Origin of the sequence: Streptomyces sp. NBC_00885, assembly GCF_045207475.1 — a bacterium.
In the GTDB taxonomy this organism is placed as follows: domain Bacteria; phylum Actinomycetota; class Actinomycetes; order Streptomycetales; family Streptomycetaceae; genus Streptomyces.
The window spans coordinates 3,318,610-3,338,664 of sequence record NZ_CP108796.1 but is presented as its reverse complement, the minus strand read 5'-3'; the positions used below and the strand labels follow the sequence as shown (position 1 = coordinate 3,338,664).

At 71.1% G+C, this 20,055-nt stretch carries 23 protein-coding genes; 17 read left to right on the top strand and 6 right to left on the bottom strand.

The window, feature by feature from the left end:
• Positions 1 to 29: 29 nt before the first annotated feature.
• Together OHA61_RS14775 and coaA are read right to left on the bottom strand one after the other, a co-directional pair.
• Positions 30 to 980: a DUF389 domain-containing protein gene (locus tag OHA61_RS14775; protein WP_406303435.1), complete on the bottom strand. Its 951-nt coding sequence runs from the start codon at positions 978 to 980 to the stop codon at positions 30 to 32.
• A gap of 2 nt (positions 981 to 982) precedes the next feature.
• Positions 983 to 1,978, bottom strand: coding sequence for a type I pantothenate kinase (gene coaA, locus OHA61_RS14770; protein WP_324990524.1), 996 nt, complete (start codon positions 1,976 to 1,978; stop codon positions 983 to 985).
• Between the two features lie 151 nt (positions 1,979 to 2,129).
• Between coaA and OHA61_RS14765 the strand changes: the two genes are divergently transcribed.
• The 9 genes from OHA61_RS14765 (at position 2,130) to OHA61_RS14725 (ending at position 11,165) form a co-directional block, all read left to right on the top strand.
• The gene (locus OHA61_RS14765) at positions 2,130 to 3,125 is read left to right on the top strand and encodes an ATP-binding cassette domain-containing protein (protein ID WP_406303434.1); all 996 of its coding nucleotides are present in this window, start codon (positions 2,130 to 2,132) and stop codon (positions 3,123 to 3,125) included.
• Positions 3,122 to 3,931 carry an ABC transporter permease gene (locus OHA61_RS14760; protein ID WP_324990517.1) on the top strand — a complete coding sequence of 270 codons (810 nt, stop codon included), beginning with the start codon at positions 3,122 to 3,124 and terminating at the stop codon, positions 3,929 to 3,931. Before OHA61_RS14765 ends, OHA61_RS14760 begins: the two co-directional genes overlap by 4 nt.
• Positions 3,932 to 3,990: 59 nt before the next feature.
• A complete protein-coding gene (gene glmS, locus OHA61_RS14755) occupies positions 3,991 to 5,838 on the top strand; it encodes a glutamine--fructose-6-phosphate transaminase (isomerizing) (RefSeq protein ID WP_406303433.1) in 1,848 nt (615 codons plus the stop codon).
• Complete coding sequence (locus OHA61_RS14750) at positions 5,835 to 6,203, top strand: holo-ACP synthase (protein WP_266486630.1); 369 nt, start codon at positions 5,835 to 5,837, stop codon at positions 6,201 to 6,203. The genes glmS and OHA61_RS14750 overlap by 4 nt, the downstream gene beginning before the upstream one ends.
• Positions 6,204 to 6,207: 4 nt before the next feature.
• Entirely contained in the window at positions 6,208 to 7,653 is a 1,446-nt protein-coding gene (locus OHA61_RS14745; RefSeq protein ID WP_406303431.1) for an NAD(P)H-hydrate dehydratase, read from the top strand.
• A gap of 278 nt (positions 7,654 to 7,931) precedes the next feature.
• Complete coding sequence (gene alr, locus OHA61_RS14740; RefSeq protein ID WP_406303430.1) at positions 7,932 to 9,089, top strand: alanine racemase; 1,158 nt, start codon at positions 7,932 to 7,934, stop codon at positions 9,087 to 9,089.
• A 10-nt stretch (positions 9,090 to 9,099) separates the two neighbouring features.
• Positions 9,100 to 10,326 (top strand): alpha/beta fold hydrolase, encoded by a 1,227-nt coding sequence (locus OHA61_RS14735; RefSeq protein ID WP_406303429.1) that lies wholly within the window; start codon positions 9,100 to 9,102, stop codon positions 10,324 to 10,326.
• Positions 10,298 to 10,813, top strand: a complete 516-nt coding sequence (tsaE, locus tag OHA61_RS14730) for a tRNA (adenosine(37)-N6)-threonylcarbamoyltransferase complex ATPase subunit type 1 TsaE (RefSeq protein ID WP_324990499.1) — start codon at positions 10,298 to 10,300, stop codon at positions 10,811 to 10,813. The genes OHA61_RS14735 and tsaE overlap by 29 nt, the downstream gene beginning before the upstream one ends.
• 166 nt (positions 10,814 to 10,979) lie before the next feature.
• Positions 10,980 to 11,165 (top strand): hypothetical protein, encoded by a 186-nt coding sequence (locus tag OHA61_RS14725; RefSeq protein WP_324990496.1) that lies wholly within the window; start codon positions 10,980 to 10,982, stop codon positions 11,163 to 11,165.
• Between the two features lie 19 nt (positions 11,166 to 11,184).
• Here OHA61_RS14725 and OHA61_RS14720 read toward each other — a convergent pair whose 3' ends face one another.
• On the bottom strand, positions 11,185 to 11,745 hold the full coding sequence (locus OHA61_RS14720; RefSeq protein WP_324990494.1) for a L,D-transpeptidase: 561 nt from the start codon (positions 11,743 to 11,745) through the stop codon (positions 11,185 to 11,187).
• A 103-nt stretch (positions 11,746 to 11,848) separates the two neighbouring features.
• Here OHA61_RS14720 and tsaB point away from each other — a divergent pair, with 103 nt between their 5' ends.
• The 6 genes from tsaB (at position 11,849) to OHA61_RS14690 (ending at position 16,144) form a co-directional block, all read left to right on the top strand.
• Entirely contained in the window at positions 11,849 to 12,502 is a 654-nt protein-coding gene (tsaB, locus tag OHA61_RS14715; RefSeq protein WP_406303428.1) for a tRNA (adenosine(37)-N6)-threonylcarbamoyltransferase complex dimerization subunit type 1 TsaB, read from the top strand.
• A gap of 29 nt (positions 12,503 to 12,531) precedes the next feature.
• Positions 12,532 to 12,984, top strand: a complete 453-nt coding sequence (rimI, locus tag OHA61_RS14710) for a ribosomal protein S18-alanine N-acetyltransferase (protein ID WP_406307366.1) — start codon at positions 12,532 to 12,534, stop codon at positions 12,982 to 12,984.
• A 3-nt stretch (positions 12,985 to 12,987) separates the two neighbouring features.
• On the top strand, positions 12,988 to 14,079 hold the full coding sequence (tsaD, locus tag OHA61_RS14705) for a tRNA (adenosine(37)-N6)-threonylcarbamoyltransferase complex transferase subunit TsaD (protein ID WP_361906859.1): 1,092 nt from the start codon (positions 12,988 to 12,990) through the stop codon (positions 14,077 to 14,079).
• Entirely contained in the window at positions 14,076 to 14,339 is a 264-nt protein-coding gene (locus OHA61_RS14700; RefSeq protein WP_406303427.1) for a hypothetical protein, read from the top strand. The genes tsaD and OHA61_RS14700 overlap by 4 nt, the downstream gene beginning before the upstream one ends.
• Positions 14,340 to 14,506: 167 nt before the next feature.
• Positions 14,507 to 14,863 (top strand): YciI family protein, encoded by a 357-nt coding sequence (locus OHA61_RS14695; protein WP_361906855.1) that lies wholly within the window; start codon positions 14,507 to 14,509, stop codon positions 14,861 to 14,863.
• A gap of 42 nt (positions 14,864 to 14,905) precedes the next feature.
• Positions 14,906 to 16,144: an RNA polymerase sigma factor gene (locus OHA61_RS14690; RefSeq protein ID WP_406303426.1), complete on the top strand. Its 1,239-nt coding sequence runs from the start codon at positions 14,906 to 14,908 to the stop codon at positions 16,142 to 16,144.
• Positions 16,145 to 16,228: 84 nt separating this feature from the next.
• Here OHA61_RS14690 and OHA61_RS14685 read toward each other — a convergent pair whose 3' ends face one another.
• The 3 genes from OHA61_RS14685 to OHA61_RS14675 form a co-directional block, all read right to left on the bottom strand.
• A complete protein-coding gene (locus OHA61_RS14685; RefSeq protein ID WP_406303425.1) occupies positions 16,229 to 16,801 on the bottom strand; it encodes a hypothetical protein in 573 nt (190 codons plus the stop codon).
• 82 nt (positions 16,802 to 16,883) lie between these two features.
• On the bottom strand, positions 16,884 to 17,021 hold the full coding sequence (locus tag OHA61_RS14680) for a hypothetical protein (protein WP_406303424.1): 138 nt from the start codon (positions 17,019 to 17,021) through the stop codon (positions 16,884 to 16,886).
• A gap of 88 nt (positions 17,022 to 17,109) precedes the next feature.
• Positions 17,110 to 18,297 carry a THUMP-like domain-containing protein gene (locus OHA61_RS14675; protein ID WP_406307365.1) on the bottom strand — a complete coding sequence of 396 codons (1,188 nt, stop codon included), beginning with the start codon at positions 18,295 to 18,297 and terminating at the stop codon, positions 17,110 to 17,112.
• 130 nt (positions 18,298 to 18,427) lie between these two features.
• On the opposite strand from OHA61_RS14675, the gene OHA61_RS14670 reads away from it, so the two are divergent.
• Both OHA61_RS14670 and OHA61_RS14665 read left to right on the top strand, forming a co-directional pair.
• Positions 18,428 to 19,285: a polysaccharide deacetylase family protein gene (locus OHA61_RS14670; protein WP_406303423.1), complete on the top strand. Its 858-nt coding sequence runs from the start codon at positions 18,428 to 18,430 to the stop codon at positions 19,283 to 19,285.
• Positions 19,282 to 19,935 (top strand): hypothetical protein, encoded by a 654-nt coding sequence (locus tag OHA61_RS14665; RefSeq protein WP_406303422.1) that lies wholly within the window; start codon positions 19,282 to 19,284, stop codon positions 19,933 to 19,935. Before OHA61_RS14670 ends, OHA61_RS14665 begins: the two co-directional genes overlap by 4 nt.
• The last annotated feature ends 120 nt before the right edge of the window (positions 19,936 to 20,055 follow it).

Sequence of the window (20,055 nt, the reverse complement as noted above, 5' to 3'; positions counted from 1 at the left end):
CCCACGCCGATATCCGGAGGGGTCTGACGTCAGACCCCTCCGGACCTCGCCGCCGCACGCTCCCGCTGCCTGTCCCACACGACCTTCTGCACCAGCAGCGTCAGCGTGCCCGCCAGCACGATGCCCAGCAGGTTCAGCAGCAGTTGCTCCGTCGAGCCCCACGCCTGCTTGTACTCCTGATAGCTGAAGGCCACCGCCGCGTTCGCCGCGGCCGGGACCGTCGTGACCGAGATCGCGACGCCCACCAGCGCCCCCGACTTCGCCGAGGTCAGCGAGAGCATTCCCGCCGCGCCCGCGAGCACCGCGACCACGAACGAGAACGCGTCCGGGCGATAGATGAAATTGGTGTTGGGGCGTTCGGCGTCCAGCTTCACCACCTCGAACAGGCCCACCGCGTCCATGAAGTAGCTGAAGGTCACTGTCAGCAGCATGGCAACGGCGAAGCCCACGATCAGCGCCTGGAACGAGCGCCACGCCAGGCGCGGGGCGCGCTGGACCAGGGCCGTGCAGATGCCCGCCAGCGGGCCGAACTCGGGCCCCACCGCCATCGCGCCCACGATAAGGATCGCGTTGTCGAGCACCACACCGCACGCCGCGATCATCGTCGCCAGCGTCAGGAAGGCGATGTAGGTGACCGAAAGCGTCGACTCCTCGTGGGTGGCGTCGGTCAGGTGCTCCCAGAGCACCGCGTCCGCGCCCTCGCCCGGCGCCTCGGCCTCCGCCTTGTCGGCGCGGCTGGAGAGCGAAAGGTCGATGTTCTCGACGGCGATCGACCCGGTCTTGTCGATGCCCAGCGCGCGCAGGCTGCCGATGAGTTCGTCGCCCGCCTCGCGCGCCACGTCGCACAGGACCAGGTCGCCCCGGGGATTGCGGGCGACGCCCGGGACAACGGCCAGGTGGGCGGTGCCAACCGTCCTCTCCACCGTCCGTACGACGTCGTCGGTACGGTCGGCAGGAACGATCAGGCGCAGATGCAGCATGCTCAGAGTTTACGGAGGGACAGGCGCTGGACCTTGTGGTCGGGTCCCTTGCGGAGCACGAGCGTGGCCCGGCCGCGCGTGGGCGCCACATTCTCCAGCAGATTGGGCCTGTTGATGGTGCGCCACATCGTGCGGGCGTAGTCCAGGGCCTCCTCCTCGGAGACCTGGGTGTACTTCCTGAAGTACGAGAAGGGGTTCTGGAAGGCCGTCTCGCGCAGCTTGCGGAAGCGGTTGAGGTACCAGGTCTCGATGTCCTCGGGCCGCGCGTCCACGTACACACTGAAGTCGAAGTAGTCGGCGAGGCCGACGCGGGTGCGGCCGTCCTTGCCGGGCAGGGCAGGCTGGAGGACGTTGAGACCCTCGACGATCAGGATGTCGGGGCGGCGGACCGTGAGGCGCTCGTCCGGAACGATGTCGTAGATCAGGTGGGAGTAGACCGGGGCGGTGACTTCGTCCTTGCCCGCCTTGATGTCGGCGACGAAACGGGTCAGTGCACGGCGGTCGTACGACTCGGGGAAGCCCTTGCGCGACATCAGGCCGCGGGACTCCAGCTCCTTCATCGGCAGCAGAAAGCCGTCGGTGGTGACCAGCTCGACCCGCGGGTGCTCCGGCCAGCGGGCCAGCATCGCCTGGAGGACACGGGCGACGGTGGACTTGCCGACCGCGACGGACCCGGCGACGCCTATGACGAAGGGGGTGCCGCGCTGCTCGCCGTGGCCGTTTCCGGCGTCGCCCAGGAAGGTGTTGAGCGCTCCCCGCAGACCGGCCGTGGCCTGTACGTACAGATTCAGCAGCCGGGACAGCGGCAGGTAGACGTCTCGTACCTCGTCCAGGTCGATGACATCGCCCAGACCGCGCAGCCGCTCGACCTCATCGGCGGTGAGGGGGAGCGGGGTTTTGTCGCGCAGGGCGCTCCACTCCGCGCGGGTGAGGTCGACATACGGCGTCGACGCAGGCTCGGCCCGGCGGTGGGCGCTTCGTGGCGGCGAAGAGATCACACAGTCATTGTCGGGTGTGCCGGGCCTGCGTGGCGGGTGGGATCCATCACGCAAGGGGCCGGGGGCTCCGGCCGGAATGTCAGTGGCGTACGTCACAGTTATGAGGAAGGTGGACGCCTGCCGACGTCCGCGAAGCCCGAGGGGTGGCCCCATGAAGTATGCGATTGAGGCGGAAGGCCTGGCCAAGCGGTTCAAGGAGACCGAGGCCCTGGCGGGAGTGGATCTGGCGGCTCGTACGGGCACGGTGCTGGGTCTGCTCGGGCCCAACGGCGCAGGGAAGACCACGGCGGTGCGGATCTTCGCCACGCTGCTGCAGCCCGACCGCGGCAGAGCCCTCGTGGCCGGACACGACGTCGTGCGGGAGGCCGGTGTGGTGCGTTCCCTCGTCGGCCTGACCGGGCAGTACGCCGCCGTGGACGAGAACCTCACCGGTACCGAGAATCTGATGCTCATCGGTCGCCTTCTCGGTCTGCCGAGGGGTGAGGCAAGGGGGCGGACGGCGGAGCTGCTGGGCCGCTTTCAGCTCAGCGACGCGGCGGGGCGCGCGGTGAAGACGTACTCGGGCGGTATGCGGCGACGCCTGGACCTGGCGGCCAGCCTGGTCGGACGCCCGAGCATCCTGTTCCTGGACGAGCCGACCACCGGCCTGGACCCGCACAGCCGCGGCGAGCTGTGGGACATGCTGCGAGCCCTGGTCGCGGACGGTGCCACCGCCCTGCTGACCACGCAGTATCTGAACGAGGCGGATGTGCTCGCCGACGACATCGTGGTGATCGACAAGGGGCGGGTCATCGCGGAGGGCACCCCGGACGCGCTCAAGTCGCAGATCGGCGGCCAGGTGCTCGAGCTGCGGCCGGTGCTGGCCCAGGACCTGGCGCGTGCGCATGCGCTGGTGGCACGGGAAGCCGGTCCGCACACCCAGATCGAGGGACAGTCGATCACCGCGCCGGTGAAGGACCCTCAGCTGATGCCCTCGGTGGTGCGCACGCTCGACCGTGAGGGGATAGCGGTGGGCGAGCTGACGCTTCGGCGCGCCTCGCTGGACGAGGTCTTCCTGGCGCTGACCGGGCATCGTGCTCAGCCCGCGCAGCCGGACGGGACCGATGCGCAGGAGAGCGAGTTGGAGAAGGCGGTGAGTTCGCTGTGACCGCGACGACGATCACTGCTCCGATCGGCAAGTCGGGCCGGGTGCGGCCGCTTGCCGGGCTCCAGCAGACCTTCACCATGGCCTGGCGGAGTCTGGTGGCGGTCAAGCACAACCCGCTGGAGCTGGTGGACTACAGCATCACGCCGATCATGTTCGTGTTCCTCTTCACGTTCGTGCTGGGCGGGCAGATGGCCGGCTCGCCGCAGGAGTACCTGAAGTACGCGCTGCCGGGGATCATCGTCCAGAACACGCTGTTCATGACGATGTACACGGCGATGGCGCTCAACACCGACCTGACCAAAGGCGTTTTCGACCGGCTGCGCAGCCTGCCGATAGCCCGCTCCGCCCCGCTCATCGGCCGGATCGTCGCGGACCTCGCCAAGCATGTGTGGGCGATGCTGCTGATGATCGGCCTCGGCCTGCTGCTGGGCTTCAGGATCACCGGCGGTTGGGACGGATTCCTGCTCGGCGCACTGCTGTTGGTGGTCTTCGCGGCGGCGGTCTCGTGGAGCGCGGTGCTGATCGGCATGCTGGCGGGCGACGCGGAGAAGGTCCAGGCAATCGCCTTCACGATCATCTTCCCGATCACCTTCACCAGCAGCGCGTTCGTGGTGGTCGACACGATGCCGGGCTGGCTCCAGGCGTGGAGCGACGTCAACCCGGTCACGCATCTGTCGGACGCGTACCGCGGTCTGCTGCTCGGCGGGCCGGTCGCGGAGCCGGTGCTGTGGTCGCTGCTGTGGGCTGCCGGGATAGCCGCGGTCTTCTATCCGTTGGCGATGCGGGCGTATCGGGCGAAAGCATGACCCGGCCGGTGCGCGCCTGCCGTCTGGGACGTGACAGGCGCGGGCCGTAGGCTGCCGACATGTGCGGAATCGTGGGTTACGTCGGCGGACAGTCGGCGCTTGATGTGGTCATCGCGGGCCTCAAGCGGCTCGAGTACCGGGGCTACGACTCGGCCGGTGTGGCGGTACTCGCCGACGGCGGGCTTGCCGCGGCGAAGAAGGCGGGCAAGCTCGTCAATCTGGAGAAGGAGTTGGTGGGCCGGCCGCTGCCGAGCGGCTCCACCGGCATCGGGCACACCAGGTGGGCCACCCATGGCGGGCCCACCGACGCCAATGCCCACCCTCATCTGGACAACGCGGGACGCGTCGCGGTCGTACACAACGGGATCATCGAGAACTTTGCCGCCCTGCGGGCCGAGTTGACCGACCGGGGCCACGAACTGGCGTCGGAGACCGACACCGAGGTCGTGGCGCATCTGCTCGCCGAGTCCTTCTCGTCGTGCGGCGACCTGGCCGAGTCGATGCGCCAGGTGTGCAGGCAGCTTCAGGGCGCCTTCACGCTGGTCGCCGTGCACGCGGACGAGCCGGACGTCGTGGTCGGTGCCCGGCGCAACTCCCCGCTGGTCGTCGGAGTCGGCGATGGCGAGTCCTTCCTCGCCTCCGACGTCGCCGCCTTCATCGCCCACACGCGCTCGGCCATCGAGCTGGGGCAGGACCAGGTGGTGGAGCTGCGCCGGGACGGTGTGAGCGTCACCGACTTCGACGGAGCGCCCGGGCAGGTGCGCACGTACCACGTGGACTGGGACGCGTCGGCCGCCGAGAAGGGCGGTTACGACTACTTCATGCTCAAGGAGATCGCCGAGCAGCCGAAGGCGGTCGCCGACACCCTGCTGGGCCGGATCGACGCGGAGGGCTCCCTCAGCCTCGACGAGGTGCGGATCCCGGTGTCGGTGCTGCGGGACGCGGCCAAGGTCGTCATCGTGGCCTGCGGTACCGCCTTCCACGCGGGGATGATCGCCAAGTACGCCATCGAGCACTGGACCCGTATCCCGTGCGAAGTGGAGCTGGCGAGCGAGTTCCGCTACCGGGACCCGATCCTGGACCAGCGCACGCTGGTGATCGCCATCTCGCAGTCGGGCGAGACGATGGACACCCTGATGGCCGTGCGGCATGCGCGCGAGCAGGGCGCGAGGGTGCTGGCCATCTGCAACACGAACGGCTCCACGATCCCTCGGGAGTCGGACGCGGTGCTGTACACGCACGCCGGTCCCGAAGTCGCGGTCGCCTCCACGAAGGCGTTTCTGACGCAGCTGGTGGCCTGTTATCTGGTGGCGCTGTATCTGGGCCAGCTGCGCGGCACCAAGTGGGGCGACGAGATCCAGGCCGTCATCCGCGACCTGGCACAGATCTCCGGCGAGGTCGAGACGGTCCTGGAGACGATGGAACCGGTACGGGAGCTGGCACGCTCGCTCGCCGACAAGAACACGGTGCTGTTCCTGGGCCGGCATGTGGGCTACCCGGTGGCGCTGGAGGGCGCGCTCAAGCTCAAGGAACTCGCGTACATGCACGCGGAGGGCTTCGCGGCCGGTGAGCTCAAGCACGGGCCCATCGCGCTGATCGAGGAGGATCTGCCGGTGGTGGTCGTGGTGCCGTCGCCGCGCGGGCGCTCCGTTCTCCACGACAAGATCGTCTCGAATATCCAGGAGATCCGGGCGCGCGGGGCGCGGACGATCGTGATCGCGGAGGAGGGGGACGAGACGGTCGTGCCGTACGCGGACCATCTCATCCGGATCCCGGCGACGCCGACGCTGCTGCAGCCGCTGGTTGCCACCGTGCCACTGCAGGTCTTCGCCTGCGAGCTGGCGACGGCGCGCGGCAACGAGGTCGACCAGCCGCGCAACCTCGCGAAGTCTGTCACCGTCGAATGATCATCGGGGTGGGGATCGACGTCGCAGAGATCGACAGGTTCGCCGCATCGCTGCGGCGTACGCCCGGAATGGCCGAACGGGTCTTCCTGGAGCGGGAGTTGCTGCTGCCGAGCGGTGAGCAACGCGGATACGCCTCCCTCGCGGCCCGGTTCGCCGCGAAGGAGGCCGTCGCCAAGGCGCTCGGCGCGCCCGGCGGACTGCACTGGACGGACGCCGAGGTGTACGTCGAGGACAGCGGGCAGCCGCGGCTGCGGGTGCGCGGGACGGTCGCGGCGCGGGCCGCCGAGCTCGGTGTGCGCTCCTGGCATGTGTCGCTCAGTCACGACGCGGGGGTGGCGTCGGCAGTGGTGATCGCGGAGGGTTGAGCGTATGCGTACCGCTTACCGCGTGGAGACCGTACGGGCCGCCGAGGCCGAGTTGATGGCCCGCCTGCCTCAGGGCGCGCTCATGCAACGCGCGGCCGCCGGACTGGCCGCCGCCTGCGCCGGCCTGCTGGGCCGGGTGTACGGAGCCAGGGTCGTGCTGCTCGTCGGCAGCGGGGACAACGGCGGCGACGCGCTGTACGCGGGGGCGCGCCTCGCACGGCGCGGGGCGGGCGTCGCGGCCGTACTGCTCGGCTCGCACGCCCACGAGGGCGGCCTCGCGGCGCTGCTCGGCGCGGGCGGACGGGTCGCGGACGATCCCTTCGAGGTGCTGGCCTTCACCGATCTGGTGCTGGACGGCGTGACCGGGATCGGCGGCCACGGCGGGCTGCGCCCGGACGCGGTGCCGGTGATCCGGGCTGCACGCGGGTCCAACGCGGCGGTCGTCGCGGTCGATCTGCCGAGCGGGGTCGAGGCGGACAGCGGCGAGGTGCACGGCGAGGCGCTGCGAGCCGACGCGACGGTGACGTTCGGCACGTACAAGCCGGCGCTGCTGATCGATCCGGCACGGGAGTACGCGGGGACGGTGCGGCTCGTCGGCATCGGTCTCGAGGACCACCTGCCGTCCGTGCCCGATGTCGAGGCGCTCCAACACGTGGATGTGGCACAGCTGTTGCCGGTCCCGGCCGCCGAGAGCGACAAGTACCGGCGGGGTGTCGTGGGCGTCGTCGCCGGGTCCGCGCGCTACCCGGGCGCCGCCGTGCTCGCCGTCGCGGGCGCGCTGCGCGGCGGTGCGGGCGCCGTGCGGTACGTCGGTCCCGCCACCGACGCCGTGATCTCCCGCTTCCCCGAGGCCCTGGTGCACGCCGGGCCGCCGTCCAAGGCGGGCCGCGTGCAGGCGTGGGTGGTCGGCCCGGGTCTCGGCGACGGGGGCGATGCGGTGGATGCGGTACGGGACGTACTGGACTCCGACGTACCGGTGCTGGTCGACGCGGACGGGCTGCGGCTGCTGGACGCGGTGTCGGTACGCGGCAGGAACGCGCCCACGCTGCTGACGCCGCACGCGGGGGAGGCGGCCGCGCTGCTGGGCGTACCGCGCGACGACGTCGAGTCCGCGCGGCTCGCCTCCGTACGGGAACTGGCCGCGCGCTACGGGGCGACGGTGCTGCTCAAGGGCTCGACCACCCTGGTCGCCGCCCCGGACGGCGGCCGGACCCCGGTCCGGGTGAACCCGATGGGCACGCCGTGGCTGGCCACGGCCGGAAGCGGCGACGTCCTCTCCGGCCTGGCCGGCTCGCTGCTGGCCACGGGCCTGGACGCGCGGGACGCGGGCTCGGTGGCGGCGTACCTGCACGGCCTGGCGGCGCGACACATGGCGGCGGAGGGCACGCCGATCACGTCGTACGAGGTGGCGGACGCGCTGCGGTACGCGTGGCGCGACGTCCAGGATTGAGAGGCCCCCACCCCGCCCCTTCCCGTAACCGGGGCAAGCCCCAGACCCCTGCGCCCGCTTCGCGGCGCGCAATGGGGCTCCGCCCCGAACCCCGTACTACGCGCTTCGCGCGTGTCCTCAAGCGCCGGACGGGCTGGAATGTGCGGCAGGGCCGCACATTCCAGCCCGTCCGGCGCTTGAGGCGCGGGGTCTGGGGCGGAGCCCCAGTTCGGCCCCCCGTGAGGAACCGCACAACCGTTACACGAGCGCTGTCGTACGGCTCTGAGACACTGGGCGCAATGAGCCAGACACCACCCCTGAGAGCCCGTGCCGAGATCGACCTCGCGGCCCTGCGCGCCAACGTCCGCGCGCTCCGTGCCCGCGCACCCCGTGCTGCCCTGATGGCCGTGGTGAAGTCGGACGCGTACGGACACGGCGTGGTGCCCTGCGCGAAGGCCGCGATCGAGGCGGGCGCGACCTGGCTGGGCACTGCCACACCCCACGAGGCCCTGGCCCTGCGCGCGGCGGGCATCCAGGGGCGCGTGATGTGCTGGCTGTGGACGCCGGGCGGGCCCTGGCGCGAGGCCATCGAGGCAGATCTCGACATGTCGGTGAGCGGACTGTGGGCTCTTCGGGAGGTCACCGCCGCCGCCCGTGAGGCGGGGCGCCCGGCCAGGATCCAGCTCAAGTCCGACACCGGCCTCGGGCGCAACGGCTGCCAGCCGGCCGACTGGCCGGAACTGGTCGCCGCCGCGCTCGCCGCCGAGGCCGAGGGCACGGTCGAGGTCACCGGCCTGTGGTCGCACCTCGCCTGTGCCGACGAGCCCGGGCACCCCTCGATCACTGCTCAGCTGGACTTGTTCCGCGACCTGGTGGCGTACGCCGAGAAGGCGGGCATCACCCCAGAGGTCCGGCACATCGCCAACTCCCCGGCGACGCTGACCCTTCCGGAGACCCACTTCGACCTCGTCCGGACCGGCATCGCCATATACGGCGTCTCGCCCAGCCCCGAGCTGGGCACGCCGGCGGACTTCGGGCTGCGGCCCGTGATGACGCTCGCCGCGTCCGTGGCCCTGGTCAAGCAGGTCCCGGCCGGTCACGGCGTCAGCTACGGACATCACTACGTCACGGCGCAGGACACGACGCTCGGCCTCGTCCCGCTCGGCTACGCGGACGGCATACCGCGTCATGCCTCGGGCCGGGGACCGGTTCTGGTGGGCGGCAAGTGGCGCCGGGTCGCGGGACGGGTCGCCATGGACCAGTTCGTGGTCGACCTCGGACCGGACGGCGGGGCGGTCGCCGAGGGCGCCGAAGCGCTGCTGTTCGGCCCGGGCGACCGGGGCGAGCCGACCGCCGAGGACTGGGCCCAGGCGGCGGGCACCATCGCGTACGAGATCGTCACCCGCATCGGAACGAGGGTTCCGCGCGTCTACCTGAACGAGGACTCCGACGAGTAGGAGCGGCACGGTGAGCGAGACCAGCACGGGGGACGTCGTGGCGGCCGCGGCGACGGCCGCCACGACGGGCAACTGGCGCAAGGCGGGCATCGCCGGCGCCGCGATAGGTGTGATCGCCGCGGGAGCGGCCGCGGGCGTCGCACTCGAGCGCCTTACGGTCGGCCGCGGCATGCGCAAGAAGGCCCGGCTCGCGCTGGACGCCTCGGGGCCGTACGGCTCCCTGCGCGGCGTACCGGGCACGGCGACCGCCGACGACGGCAATCAGCTCTACTACGAGGCGGACGAGGTGGACCCGGAGGCGGGCGCCCCGCGCCGCCGCCGGCTCTTCGGCCGCAAGATGCCCGCACCGGTCACCGTCGTCTTCAGCCACGGCTACTGCCTGAGCCAGGACTCCTGGCACTTCCAGCGCGCCGCCCTGCGCGGCCTCGTGCGCACGGTGTACTGGGACCAGCGCAGCCACGGCCGCTCCGACCGGGGCGCGTCCCAGTCGGGACCCGACAGCGTTCCGGTCACCATCGACCAGCTGGGCCGCGACCTCAAGGCGGTCATCGACTCGGCCGCGCCCGAGGGCCCGCTGGTGCTGGTCGGGCACTCCATGGGCGGGATGACGGTGATGGCGCTCGCCGACCAGTTCCCCGAGCTCGTACGGGAACGGGTCGTCGGGGTCGCCTTCGTCGGCACCTCGTCCGGGCAGCTCGGCGAGGTCAACTACGGGCTGCCGGTCGCGGGAGTGAATGCCGTACGGCGCGTGCTGCCCGGCGTCCTCAAGGCGCTCGGCTCCCAGGCCGAACTGGTCGAACGGGGCCGCCGGGCCACCGCGGATCTGTTCGCGGGCCTGATCAAGCGGTATTCGTTCTCGTCCAAGGACGTGGACCCGGCGGTCGCGCGGTTCGCGGAGCGGCTCATCGAGTCGACCCCGATCGATGTCGTCGCGGAGTTCTATCCGGCCTTCGTCGAGCACGACAAGGCCGGGGCGCTGGAGATCTTCCTGGAGGTCCCGGTGCTCGTCCTGGCCGGTGACCAGGATCTGGTGACGCCGAGCTCGCACAGCGAGGCGATCGCGGACCTGCTGCCGGACTCGGAGCTGGTGATCGTGCCGGACGCCGGGCATCTGGTGATGCTGGAGCACCCGGAGGTCGTCACCGACCGGCTGGCGGACCTGCTGGCCCGGGTCGGCGCGGTCCCGGCACCGGCTAACGTTGGCCCGTATGGAAGCACCGCACAGCCCGGCGGCTGAGTCTGCCGCCGCCCGTCTCTCTGTCGAGTCCCCCGAGCAGATGCAGGAGCTGGGGCGCAGCCTCGCGAAGCTGCTGCGCCCCGGCGATCTGGTGATGCTCACCGGCGAGCTCGGCGCGGGCAAGACGACGCTGACCCGGGGCCTGGGCGAGGGCCTCGGGGTCCGCGGCGCCGTCACTTCCCCGACCTTTGTCATCGCGCGCGTCCACCCCTCGCTGACCGGGGGGCCCGCCCTGGTCCATGTGGACGCGTACCGCCTGGGCGGCGGGCTGGACGAGATGGAGGACCTCGATCTCGATGTCTCGCTGCCCGAGTCGGTGGTGGTCGTGGAGTGGGGGGTCGGCAAGGTCGAGGACCTGTCGGAGGACCGGCTGCATGTGCTGATCCACCGGATGGTCGGGGACACGGTGGACGACCACCGCGAGGTCACTTTGACGGCCTTCGGCGCCCGCTGGGCGCAGGTGGATCTGGCGGCCCTGGGGGTCTGAGCCGCGGCCTGGGCGGTCCAAGCGCGCGACGTGTGCAGAAAGCGTTGGTCGTTCCGACAAGACGTCGGCAAAAAGTTGCGCGGGCCGCACCGGGCGTGGTCACATGGTACTGAGACCTGGTTAGGTCTACCTAACCACGCCTGCCCCCGGAGCCCAGGAGGCGTCCATGTCGGCATCCGAGCGCGAATCAGAGCCGCGGCAGCAGCAGCCGGCGCCGCCGGTGCCGATGTCACCGTCGGCACTGTCGATGCGTGATCTGCTGGCGTCGTGTGCGGCGGCCAGCGCGGTCTCCACCCCGCCCCGCGACGAGCGGCTCGCCGGGGAGCGTGAACGGCGCCGCGACGCGGCCTAGTCCGTTCGGGTGCATCCCCCTAAGGGACGACGACGACCTTCGAGCCGATCGCGGCGAACGTCCACATCGCGTCGCCGTCCGCCCGCTTCATCCGTACGCCGCCGGTCTTTTTGTCCGGGTCGGGGCTCTCCATCGACCCGTTCACCGCGGCGCTGAAGCCGATCGCCACGCTGTCGACGCTCGCGAAGCGCACCACATGCTCGATGCGCACCCCGTCCGAGCCGGGCACGCTCCCGGAGCGCGAGGTGACGGTGTACACGCCGGGCACCGGGCTGACCGTCGACGGCATGACCCCGAAGGTCCGCTCCACCTTGCCATTGCGGGCCACCAGCCACACGCGCCGCTGGCCGAGCGCGTACACCACGCGCACGCCCTTGCCCGACTTCGCGGGCAGCGCCAGCGGGTTCTTGGGCTTCTGTCCGGTGCCGCCGGAGGCCTGCCCCGAGGGGACCGCACTGGGTGTCGCGGGACTGCCGAACTGGTCGGGGGCGCTCGCCGACGCCTGGTAGGCGAGGAATCCGACGACGGCCAGCGCTGCCGCCGTGAGCCCGGCCACGAGACCCGAGCTGCTCCGTGCCACCGTGCCCACCTTTCTGATGTACGTATCCGCCTGCGACGTTAGCAGCAGCCGCACGCGCGGACGGGGCACCGTGGCCAGTCCGCCGGAGCCGTAGGCTGTTTGCGTGCTCCTGCTCGCCGTTGATACCGCCACGCCCGCCGTCACCGCCGCTCTCCACGACGGCAGCTCCGTCGTCGCCGAGTCCTCGTCCGTCGACGCGCGCCGCCATGGGGAACTGCTGTTGCCCGCCGTCGACCGCGTCCTTGCCGAGGCCGGCGTGAAACTCGACGCCGTCACCGCGGTGGTGGCCGGGGTCGGACCCGGTCCCTACACCGGACTGCGGGTCGGCCTGGTGACGGCCGCGACCTTCGGTTCGGCGCTGGGGGTGCCGGTGTACGGGCTGTGCACGCTGGACGGCCTCGCGTACGCCTCCGGTCTGCAGGAGCCGTTCGTGGTGGCGACGGACGCGCGCCGCAAAGAGGTGTACTGGGCGCGGTACGAGTTCGCGCGCGCCCGGGTGGGCGAGCCGTCCGTCGACCGGCCCGCCGACATCGCCGAGCAGCTCGCGGGCCTGCCCGCCGTCGGCGCCGGCGCGCTGCTCTACCCCGAGGCCTTCCCGGACGCCCGTGGGCCCGAGCATGTCTCGGCCGGGGCGCTCGCCTCGCTGGCGGCCGAGAAGCTGGCGGCGGGCGAGGCCTTCCTGCCGCCGCTGCCGCTGTATCTGCGCAGGCCCGACGCCCAGGTGCCGAAGAACTACAAGGTGGTCACCCCCAAGTGACCGACGTCGCCACCGCCGTGCTGCGCGAGATGCGCTGGTGGGACCTGGAGCCCGTGCTCGCGCTCGAGCACGCGCTCTTCCCCGAGGACGCCTGGTCGGCCGGGATGTTCTGGTCCGAACTCGCCCATGCGCGCGGGCCGCAGGCCACCCGCCACTATGTGGTGGCCGAGGCCGACGGGAAGATCGTCGGATACGCGGGCCTCGCGGCGGCCGGCGGCCTCGGTGACGTACAGACCATCGCTGTCGCCCGGGAGCAGTGGGGCACCGGACTCGGGTCCCGGCTCCTGACCGAGCTGCTGCAGCACGCCACCGCCTTCGAGTGCGACGAGGTGCTCCTCGAAGTGCGCGTGGACAACACCAGGGCCCAGAAGCTGTACGAACGCTTCGGCTTCGAGCCCATCGGATTCCGCCGCGGCTACTACCAGCCGGGCAATGTCGACGCCCTCGTCATGCGGCTCCACGTACAAGGAACAGAGACTTAACAGATGGCTGACGAACCGCTCGTACTGGGCATCGAGACCTCCTGCGACGAGACCGGCGTCGGCATCGTCCGCGGCACGACCCTGCTCGCGGACGCCGTCGCCTCCAGCGTGGACACGCACGCCCGCTTCGGCGGCGTGGTGCCCGAGATCGCCTCGCGCGCGCATCTGGAGGCGATGGTGCCGACCATCGAGCGCGCCCTGAAGGAGGCGGGCGTCTCGGCGCGCGACCTCGACGGCATCGCGGTGACGGCAGGGCCGGGGCTCGCGGGCGCGCTGCTGGTCGGCGTCTCGGCGGCGAAGGCGTACGCCTACGCGCTGAACAAGCCGCTGTACGGCGTGAACCACCTGGCCTCGCACATCTGCGTCGACCAGCTGGAGCACGGGCCGCTGCCCGAGCCGACGATGGCGCTGCTGGTCAGCGGCGGCCACTCGTCCCTGCTGCTCGCGCCCGACATCACCTCGGACGTACGGCCGCTCGGCGCGACGATCGACGACGCGGCGGGCGAGGCCTTCGACAAGATCGCCCGGGTGCTCGACCTCGGCTTCCCCGGCGGTCCGGTGATCGACCGTCTCGCGAAGGAGGGAGATCCGGCCGCGATCGCCTTCCCGCGCGGACTGACCGGCTCGCGCGACGCGGCGTACGACTTCTCCTTCTCGGGGCTCAAGACCTCGGTGGCCCGTTGGATCGAGGCCAAGCGGGCCGCGGGCGAGGAGGTGCCCGTAAGGGATGTGGCGGCGTCCTTCCAGGAGGCGGTCGTCGACGTGCTGACCCGCAAGGCCGTACGCGCCTGTCAGGACGAGGGCGTGGACCACCTGATGATCGGCGGGGGAGTGGCCGCCAACTCGCGGCTGCGGGCGCTGGCCGCGGAGCGCTGCGAGCGGGCCGGGATCCGGCTTCGGGTGCCGCGGCCGAAGCTGTGCACGGACAACGGCGCAATGGTGGCGGCTCTCGGTGCGGAGATGGTGGCGCGGGGCAGGCCGGTGTCCGACCTGGAGCTGTCGGCGGACTCGTCGCTTCCGGTGACCGATCCCCACGTTCCAGGTCGGGGCCACGACCATGTGCACGAGGTCAGCAAGGGGAACTTGTACAAGTGACCGTCACGCTGATGTGGGAGGCCCGGGCGGTCCAGGGGCGGGGCGCCGAGCTGCTGGAGTGGGCGCGGGCCCAGGAGCTGGCGCGCGAGCCGCTGCGCCGGGAGACCTTCCGCGCCCCGCAGGACCGGGTCCTGGTCATCACCTGGTGGGACGCGGAGGACGTGGGCGCCGAACTGCCCGAACTCCCGGAGCCCGAGGCTCAGTTGATCACGCGGCCGGTCCACCGCTGGCGCTTCGAGTCGGTGGAGACGCAGCCGTAGCCAGGCCCGGATCGGACCGTGCCGGCGGCCGCACCGGTGGCCGTGCCGGTGCCCGCCGGGAAAAATCCCGGAAGAATTCCGGGGAGGCTGTCGATCCGGCCGTCTCCTGTTCGACGCATGGGTGAGAGGCGGGGAACGGCCCCGCTCTCCCGAACCAAGGAGTCACCATGCCGCGCTTCCTGTCGATGGTCCGTGTCAACGAGAACGAGCTCGCCGGAGAGGACTTCCCCGAGGACTTCAACGAGCGCATGGGCAAGCTGCTGGAGGAGATCACCAAGGCCGGAGTCATGCTGGACACGGCCGGCCTCGCCCCGACCTCCGACGGCACCCGCGTGACCTGGACCGATGGCAAGCTGTCGTACACCGACGGGCCCTTCACCGAGAGCAAGGAAGTGATCGGCGGCTACGCCATCATGCAGTGCAAGGACAAGGCGGAGGCCCTCGAATGGGCCAAGCGCTTCCTGGAGATCCACCCGAAGCAGTGGTCGGTGACCTGCGAGGTCCGCCAGATCGCCGAGGGCTGATCGGGCCGCGCTTGCCCCGCCCCGGTGCGGCTGCTCTGATGGATGGCCGTGACGGCAGCAAGCGCGACCGAAACGGTCGAAGCGGTATTCAGGATCGAGTCGGCGCGGATCATCGCCGGTGTCACCCGCATCGTGCGGGACGTGGGCATCGCCGAGGAGCTCGCGCAGGACGCTCTGGTCGCCGCGCTGGAGCAGTGGCCGGAGTCGGGTGTCCCTGACAAGCCGGGCGCCTGGCTCATGGCCACCGCCAAACACCGTGCGATCGATCTCGTACGCCGCAAGGAGACGTACGCCCGCAAGCTCGCCGAGGTCGGGCGGGACCTGGAGGACGCAGCGCCGCCGCCCGAGCCGTCGGGTCCCGACGACATCGACGACGACCTGTTGCGGCTGATCTTCACCGCATGCCACCCGGTGCTGTCGACGGACGCCCGGATCGCACTCACGCTCAAGCTCCTCGGCGGCCTGACCACCGAGGAGATCGCTCGCGCGTTCCTGGCCACCGAGCCCGCGGTCGCCCAGCGCATCGTCCGCGCGAAGCGTTCCCTGGCCAAGGCGGGCGTCCCCTTCGAGGTCCCGTACGGCTCCGACCGCGCCGAGCGCCTCGGCTCGGTGCTCGAGGTCATCTACCTGGTCTTCAACGAGGGGTACTCGGCCACGGCAGGCGACGACCTCGTACGACCGGCGCTCTGCGAGGACGCGCTGCGGCTGGCCCGCGTGCTGCAGGGGCTGATGCCGAAGGAGCCCGAAGTGCACGGCCTGGCCGCGCTGTTGGAGTTCCAGGCCTCGCGCATCGCGACCCGGACGGGGCCCGACGGCGAGCCGGTCCTGCTCGCCGACCAGAACCGCTCCCGGTGGAACCGCCTGCTGATCCGCCGCGGTGTCGAGGCACTGCACCGTGCGGGCCGTGGACCGTACGCCCTCCAGGCCGCGATCGCCGCGTGCCACACGCAGGCCATGGCGTACGAGGACACCGACTGGGTGACGATCGCGACGCTGTACGGGCAGTTGGTGGCGCTGATGCCCTCGCCGGTCGTGGAACTGAACCGGGCGGTGGCCGTCTCCATGGCCGATGGTCCCGAGGCCGGCCTGGAGCTGGTCGACGCCCTTGCCGACGAACCGGCGCTGAAGGACTACCACTTGCTGCCGACCGTACGAGGCGACCTGCTGGAGCGAGTGGGGCGCAGGGAGGAGGCACGGGCGGAGTTCGAGCGGGCGGCGTCCTTGACCCGCAACGCACGGGAGCGGGAACTCCTGCTGAAGCGGGCCCGGGAATCCGGCTGACCGGGCTGCTGACCTGGGCGATCACTGATGCTGCGGCTGCCCAAGGGAGCCCCGACAGCCGCGGCGCGCACCGGTGACCTGCGCTCAGGGGCGGTGGTGGGTCCGCATGTGGGCCTGACCCAGGTCGGCATAGACGGCCAGAGAGTCCTGTGTCGCGCCGGACGCGTGCAAGAGCAGGGCGGCGGCGAAGCTGCTCGACTCGGCGCAGAGTGCCAGGGCCTCCAGCGCCTGCGCGATGGCGGGCACGATTTCCAATTCGCACAACGGGTGTTCCGTGTCGATGCGCCCCTGGACGCTCGCCTCGAACGAGTCGTACTCGTCGTCGTAGGCCCAGCGATCGATGCCGATCAGGAGTGGGAAGCGCGCCCACGTTTCCCATCGGGCCAGTGGTACCTCGTCGTAGTCCGGCTCGTACTGCCGGTCCGCGACGCGCAGCAGCATGGCGAGCTCCGTCATGAACTCGGGGACGGACTTCTTCTCGGCGGCGGCGATCCAGGTTTCCTGTGCCTTCGTGGGGCAGGACGCGAAGAAATCGCTCGTGAAGGTGGCTGCCATGTAGTCGAGTTGGGAGGCGAGCGGCTGCATCGGTTGGCGCCAGGGGGCGTCCCAGTACTCGGTCCTCAGGACCCGCTTGAGGCGCAGGACCTGCCACTCCACGGGATCCGGCCCGACGCCGCCTCGCTGACCAGCTGGAAGAGGGGGCCGGTGGTGAGTATGCCTTCGGGGTGCAGCGGCATGGTCAGCGAAGCCGTCCGGCGAGTCCGGTGAGCCGGCCGCCGGGCTCCCGTATCCGTACGGCGTCTTCAGCCGCTCCTCCGTGCAGCGCGAGCCGGGTCAGGTCGTCGTCCGAGACGTCGAGATCGGCGTGATCCACCATGGCTCCCCCTCCGTGCGGTCGGAAAGAAGCCTAACAACGCAGGCTGACAGCACGGCGGTTACACACCGCGGGCCCACTGTGCCCGGGACTACGCAGGCCGCCCGATCAGCATCGTCGGCGCCCCCGCCACCCGCGTCAGGAACACCGTCGCCGCGTTCGGTCCGTGCGGCTTCACCTTGCGGCGCAGCTCCTCCGGTTCCACCGCCGAGCCGCGCTTCTTCACGGTGAGTACGCCGACGCCGCGGTCCCGCAGCAGTGCCTTCAACTTCTTCAGATTGAAGTGGAGTTCATCGGTGATCTCGTACGCGGTCGCGTACGGCGTCGGGCGCAGCTCGTCCGCCGTGATGTACGCGATCGTCTCGTCGATCAGTCCGCCGTCCAGCTGCTCGGCCGCCTCGGCGACCAGATGCGCACGGATGACGGCGCCGTCCGGCTCGTACAGATAGCGGCCCACCTTCCTTACGCCGGGGTCGGGCAGGCCGCGGCCGGTGAGGGAGTGCGGGCCCGGAAGCAGGGTCGCGCCGAGGGTGGAGGGGCGGGTGCCGAACCAGAGCACCGCCTCCTTCACGTCGCCGCCGTCCGAGATCCACTCCGCCTCGGCGTCCTCGGGGATCGCCTCGTGCGGGATGCCGGGGGCGATCTTGAGGGCCGCGTGCGGGCGGGCGCGGGCCGCGGCGATCGCCCAGGACAGGGGCGGGGAGTAGGCCTCGGGGTTGAAGATCCTGCCCCTGCCGCCCCGCCGCGCCGGGTCCACGAACACCGCGTCGTACGGCGCCGTGTCGGTCTCCGTGACATCGGCGCACCGGACCTCGATCAGCTCGGCCAGCCCCAGCGCCTGTGCGTTCGCCCGTGCGACCTGCGCCGTCAGCGGGTCCCGGTCCACCGCAAGTACGGAGATGCCCCGGCGGGCGAGCGCAATGGCGTCGCCGCCGATTCCGCTGCACAGGTCCGCCACGCTGCGCACGCCGAGGGAGGCGAAGCGCCCGGCGCGGTACGAGCCGACGGAGCGGCGGGTCGCCTGCTCGACGCCGTTCGGCGTGAAGAACATCCGCCGTGCGTCCTCGGGCCCGAACTTCGCGACCGCGCGCTGCCGCAGGCGCGCCTGTCCGAGGGCCGCCGAGACCAGTTCCGCCGGGTGCTCGCGGCGCAGTCGGGTGGCCGTGGCCAGCTCCTTCGCCGGGTCGTAGTCGGCCAGGGAGTCGAGCAGCGCCCGTCCCTCCTCGGTGAGCAGTGCGGCGAAGGAGGCGAGGGGATCGAGGTCGTTCACCCGGCCCATTGTGGGCCAGGCGGGGGATGGTGCGCCCGCGGTGGCGGTGTCGGCCGGGCCGTACGGATTCGTGCTGACAGGATCCAGCGCCATGCAACTAGTACGACAAAAGGAAAATAAGCATGGAAAGTGGGGCCGAATGGTCCTGGCCGTGCTCATGGTCGCCGCGATCGGCTCCGGATGTGCCGCCGAGTCGTGGGACGGCTCGCCCGCCGCCCCCGGTCGGCAGGCTGGACCGGCGGGCGCGCTCTCCGCGTACGTGGAGAAGGTGAAGCGCGCCCAGGCCGTACGGGCCGTCGCCGCCAAGAAATGGGGCCTGGCCAAGACGCCTCTTGCCGCGCCCCCGCCGCCCGCCGTCAAGCACAAGATCACCACCCGCACGGGCTTCGAGGTCGACGGCGGCGAGTCCTTGCCACCGGTCTTCACGACCGTGCCGGTGAAGGAGAAGATTGTCTTCCTGACGATCGACGACGGTGCGGAGAAGGACCCCGCCCTTCTCCGGATGATGAGCGATCTTCAGATCCCGTACAGCGCCTTCCTCAGCGACTACCTGATCAGCAACAACTACGGCTACTTCAAGCAGATGCAGGACCGAGGCGTCTCGCTGCACAACCACACCCTCAACCACCGCTATCTGCGCGGCCTTTCGTACGCCGAGCAGAAGCATGAGATCTGCGACCAGCAGACCAAGCTCGAGAAGCGGTACGGAATCAGGCCCCCGCTCTTCCGCCCGCCGTACGGCAGCTACGACCAGGACACGCTGCGCATCGCCCGGTCGTGCGGAATCAAAGCCATCCCCCTGTGGGCGGCCGAGGCGTTCCCCGATCGCATGGAGTGGCGCGAGCGGGACCGGGACCTGCACCCCGGCGACATCATCCTCACCCACTTCCGTGGCCGCAAAGAATGGAAGGGCAGCATGCCGGACATGATCCGGCGGGTGATGAAGACGGTCACCGACAAGGGCTACGCCGTGGCCAAGCTGGAGGACTACGTATGAGGCAGTCGCACCGGCTGCTGGCCGGACTGCTGGCGGCCGGTGCGCTCCTCACCGCGGGGTGCGCCCAGTCGGTCGACCCGATCGAACGCCTCGGACGCAAGGCGGCGCAGCAGGTCACTCCGGGCACGGGTGCGCCACGGTCCGCGGCGCACAGGCGGTGGGGGCTGGCCGGACCGCTCGCCCGCGCGCCGGAGCCGCCCGCACGCAGGTTCTCGGCGGCGTATGTCGTGGACCATGTGCCGACCCACGACAAGGTTGTCTTTCTCGCTGTCGACGCGGGTGCGGCGCGCGATCCGCGGTTTGTGCGGATGGCGGGCGAACTGAAGCTGCCGGTCAGCCTGTTCCGCGCCGAGGGGCGGCCCGACCTGCCCACGCTCTCGTACGAGGGACAGCGCGCCGAGATCTGCGGGCAGCACGGCAGCCGCCTGTTCCATCCGCCCCAAGGCGCGTACAACGCGGACACGCTGCGGGCTGCGGCCGACTGCGGGGTCCGTGCGGTGGTGCTGGGCCGGGAGTTCGGTGAGTACGCGCTGGGCGAACGCCTGCGGCCCGGCGACATCGTCCGGGCGGATGCGAGCAGGACGGCGGCGCTGCTGCGCCGTATCCAGGAACAGGGATACGCGGTGGGGCGCCTGGAGGACTACGTCTGACCGGGCGGCGCCCGGGCGGCGGAACCCTGGCATCGGCGGCGGCGTTGTCCGTACCGGGAGCGAACCGCGGCGCACCGGTGAATTGGCACTCCGCTTGACCGAGTGCTAATCGCAGTCATA

Excerpts from the sequence above, each read along its gene's own strand:
- rimI (WP_406307366.1), top strand. The coding sequence starts at position 12,532 with ATGCGCTGGTGGGACCTGGAGCCCGTGCTCGCGCTCGAGCACGCGCTC.
- OHA61_RS14775 (WP_406303435.1), bottom strand. The coding sequence starts at position 980 with ATGCTGCATCTGCGCCTGATCGTTCCTGCCGACCGTACCGACGACGTC.
- OHA61_RS14690 (WP_406303426.1), top strand. The coding sequence starts at position 14,906 with ATGGCCGTGACGGCAGCAAGCGCGACCGAAACGGTCGAAGCGGTATTC.
- OHA61_RS14750 (WP_266486630.1), top strand. The coding sequence starts at position 5,835 with ATGATCATCGGGGTGGGGATCGACGTCGCAGAGATCGACAGGTTCGCC.
- tsaD (WP_361906859.1), top strand. The coding sequence starts at position 12,988 with ATGGCTGACGAACCGCTCGTACTGGGCATCGAGACCTCCTGCGACGAG.
- OHA61_RS14725 (WP_324990496.1), top strand. The coding sequence starts at position 10,980 with ATGTCGGCATCCGAGCGCGAATCAGAGCCGCGGCAGCAGCAGCCGGCG.
- OHA61_RS14745 (WP_406303431.1), top strand. The coding sequence starts at position 6,208 with ATGCGTACCGCTTACCGCGTGGAGACCGTACGGGCCGCCGAGGCCGAG.
- OHA61_RS14695 (WP_361906855.1), top strand. The coding sequence starts at position 14,507 with ATGCCGCGCTTCCTGTCGATGGTCCGTGTCAACGAGAACGAGCTCGCC.
- OHA61_RS14765 (WP_406303434.1), top strand. The coding sequence starts at position 2,130 with ATGAAGTATGCGATTGAGGCGGAAGGCCTGGCCAAGCGGTTCAAGGAG.
- OHA61_RS14670 (WP_406303423.1), top strand. The coding sequence starts at position 18,428 with ATGGTCCTGGCCGTGCTCATGGTCGCCGCGATCGGCTCCGGATGTGCC.
- OHA61_RS14665 (WP_406303422.1), top strand. The coding sequence starts at position 19,282 with ATGAGGCAGTCGCACCGGCTGCTGGCCGGACTGCTGGCGGCCGGTGCG.
- glmS (WP_406303433.1), top strand. The coding sequence starts at position 3,991 with ATGTGCGGAATCGTGGGTTACGTCGGCGGACAGTCGGCGCTTGATGTG.
- OHA61_RS14675 (WP_406307365.1), bottom strand. The coding sequence starts at position 18,297 with ATGGGCCGGGTGAACGACCTCGATCCCCTCGCCTCCTTCGCCGCACTG.
- tsaE (WP_324990499.1), top strand. The coding sequence starts at position 10,298 with ATGGAAGCACCGCACAGCCCGGCGGCTGAGTCTGCCGCCGCCCGTCTC.
- alr (WP_406303430.1), top strand. The coding sequence starts at position 7,932 with ATGAGCCAGACACCACCCCTGAGAGCCCGTGCCGAGATCGACCTCGCG.
- OHA61_RS14680 (WP_406303424.1), bottom strand. The coding sequence starts at position 17,021 with ATGGTGGATCACGCCGATCTCGACGTCTCGGACGACGACCTGACCCGG.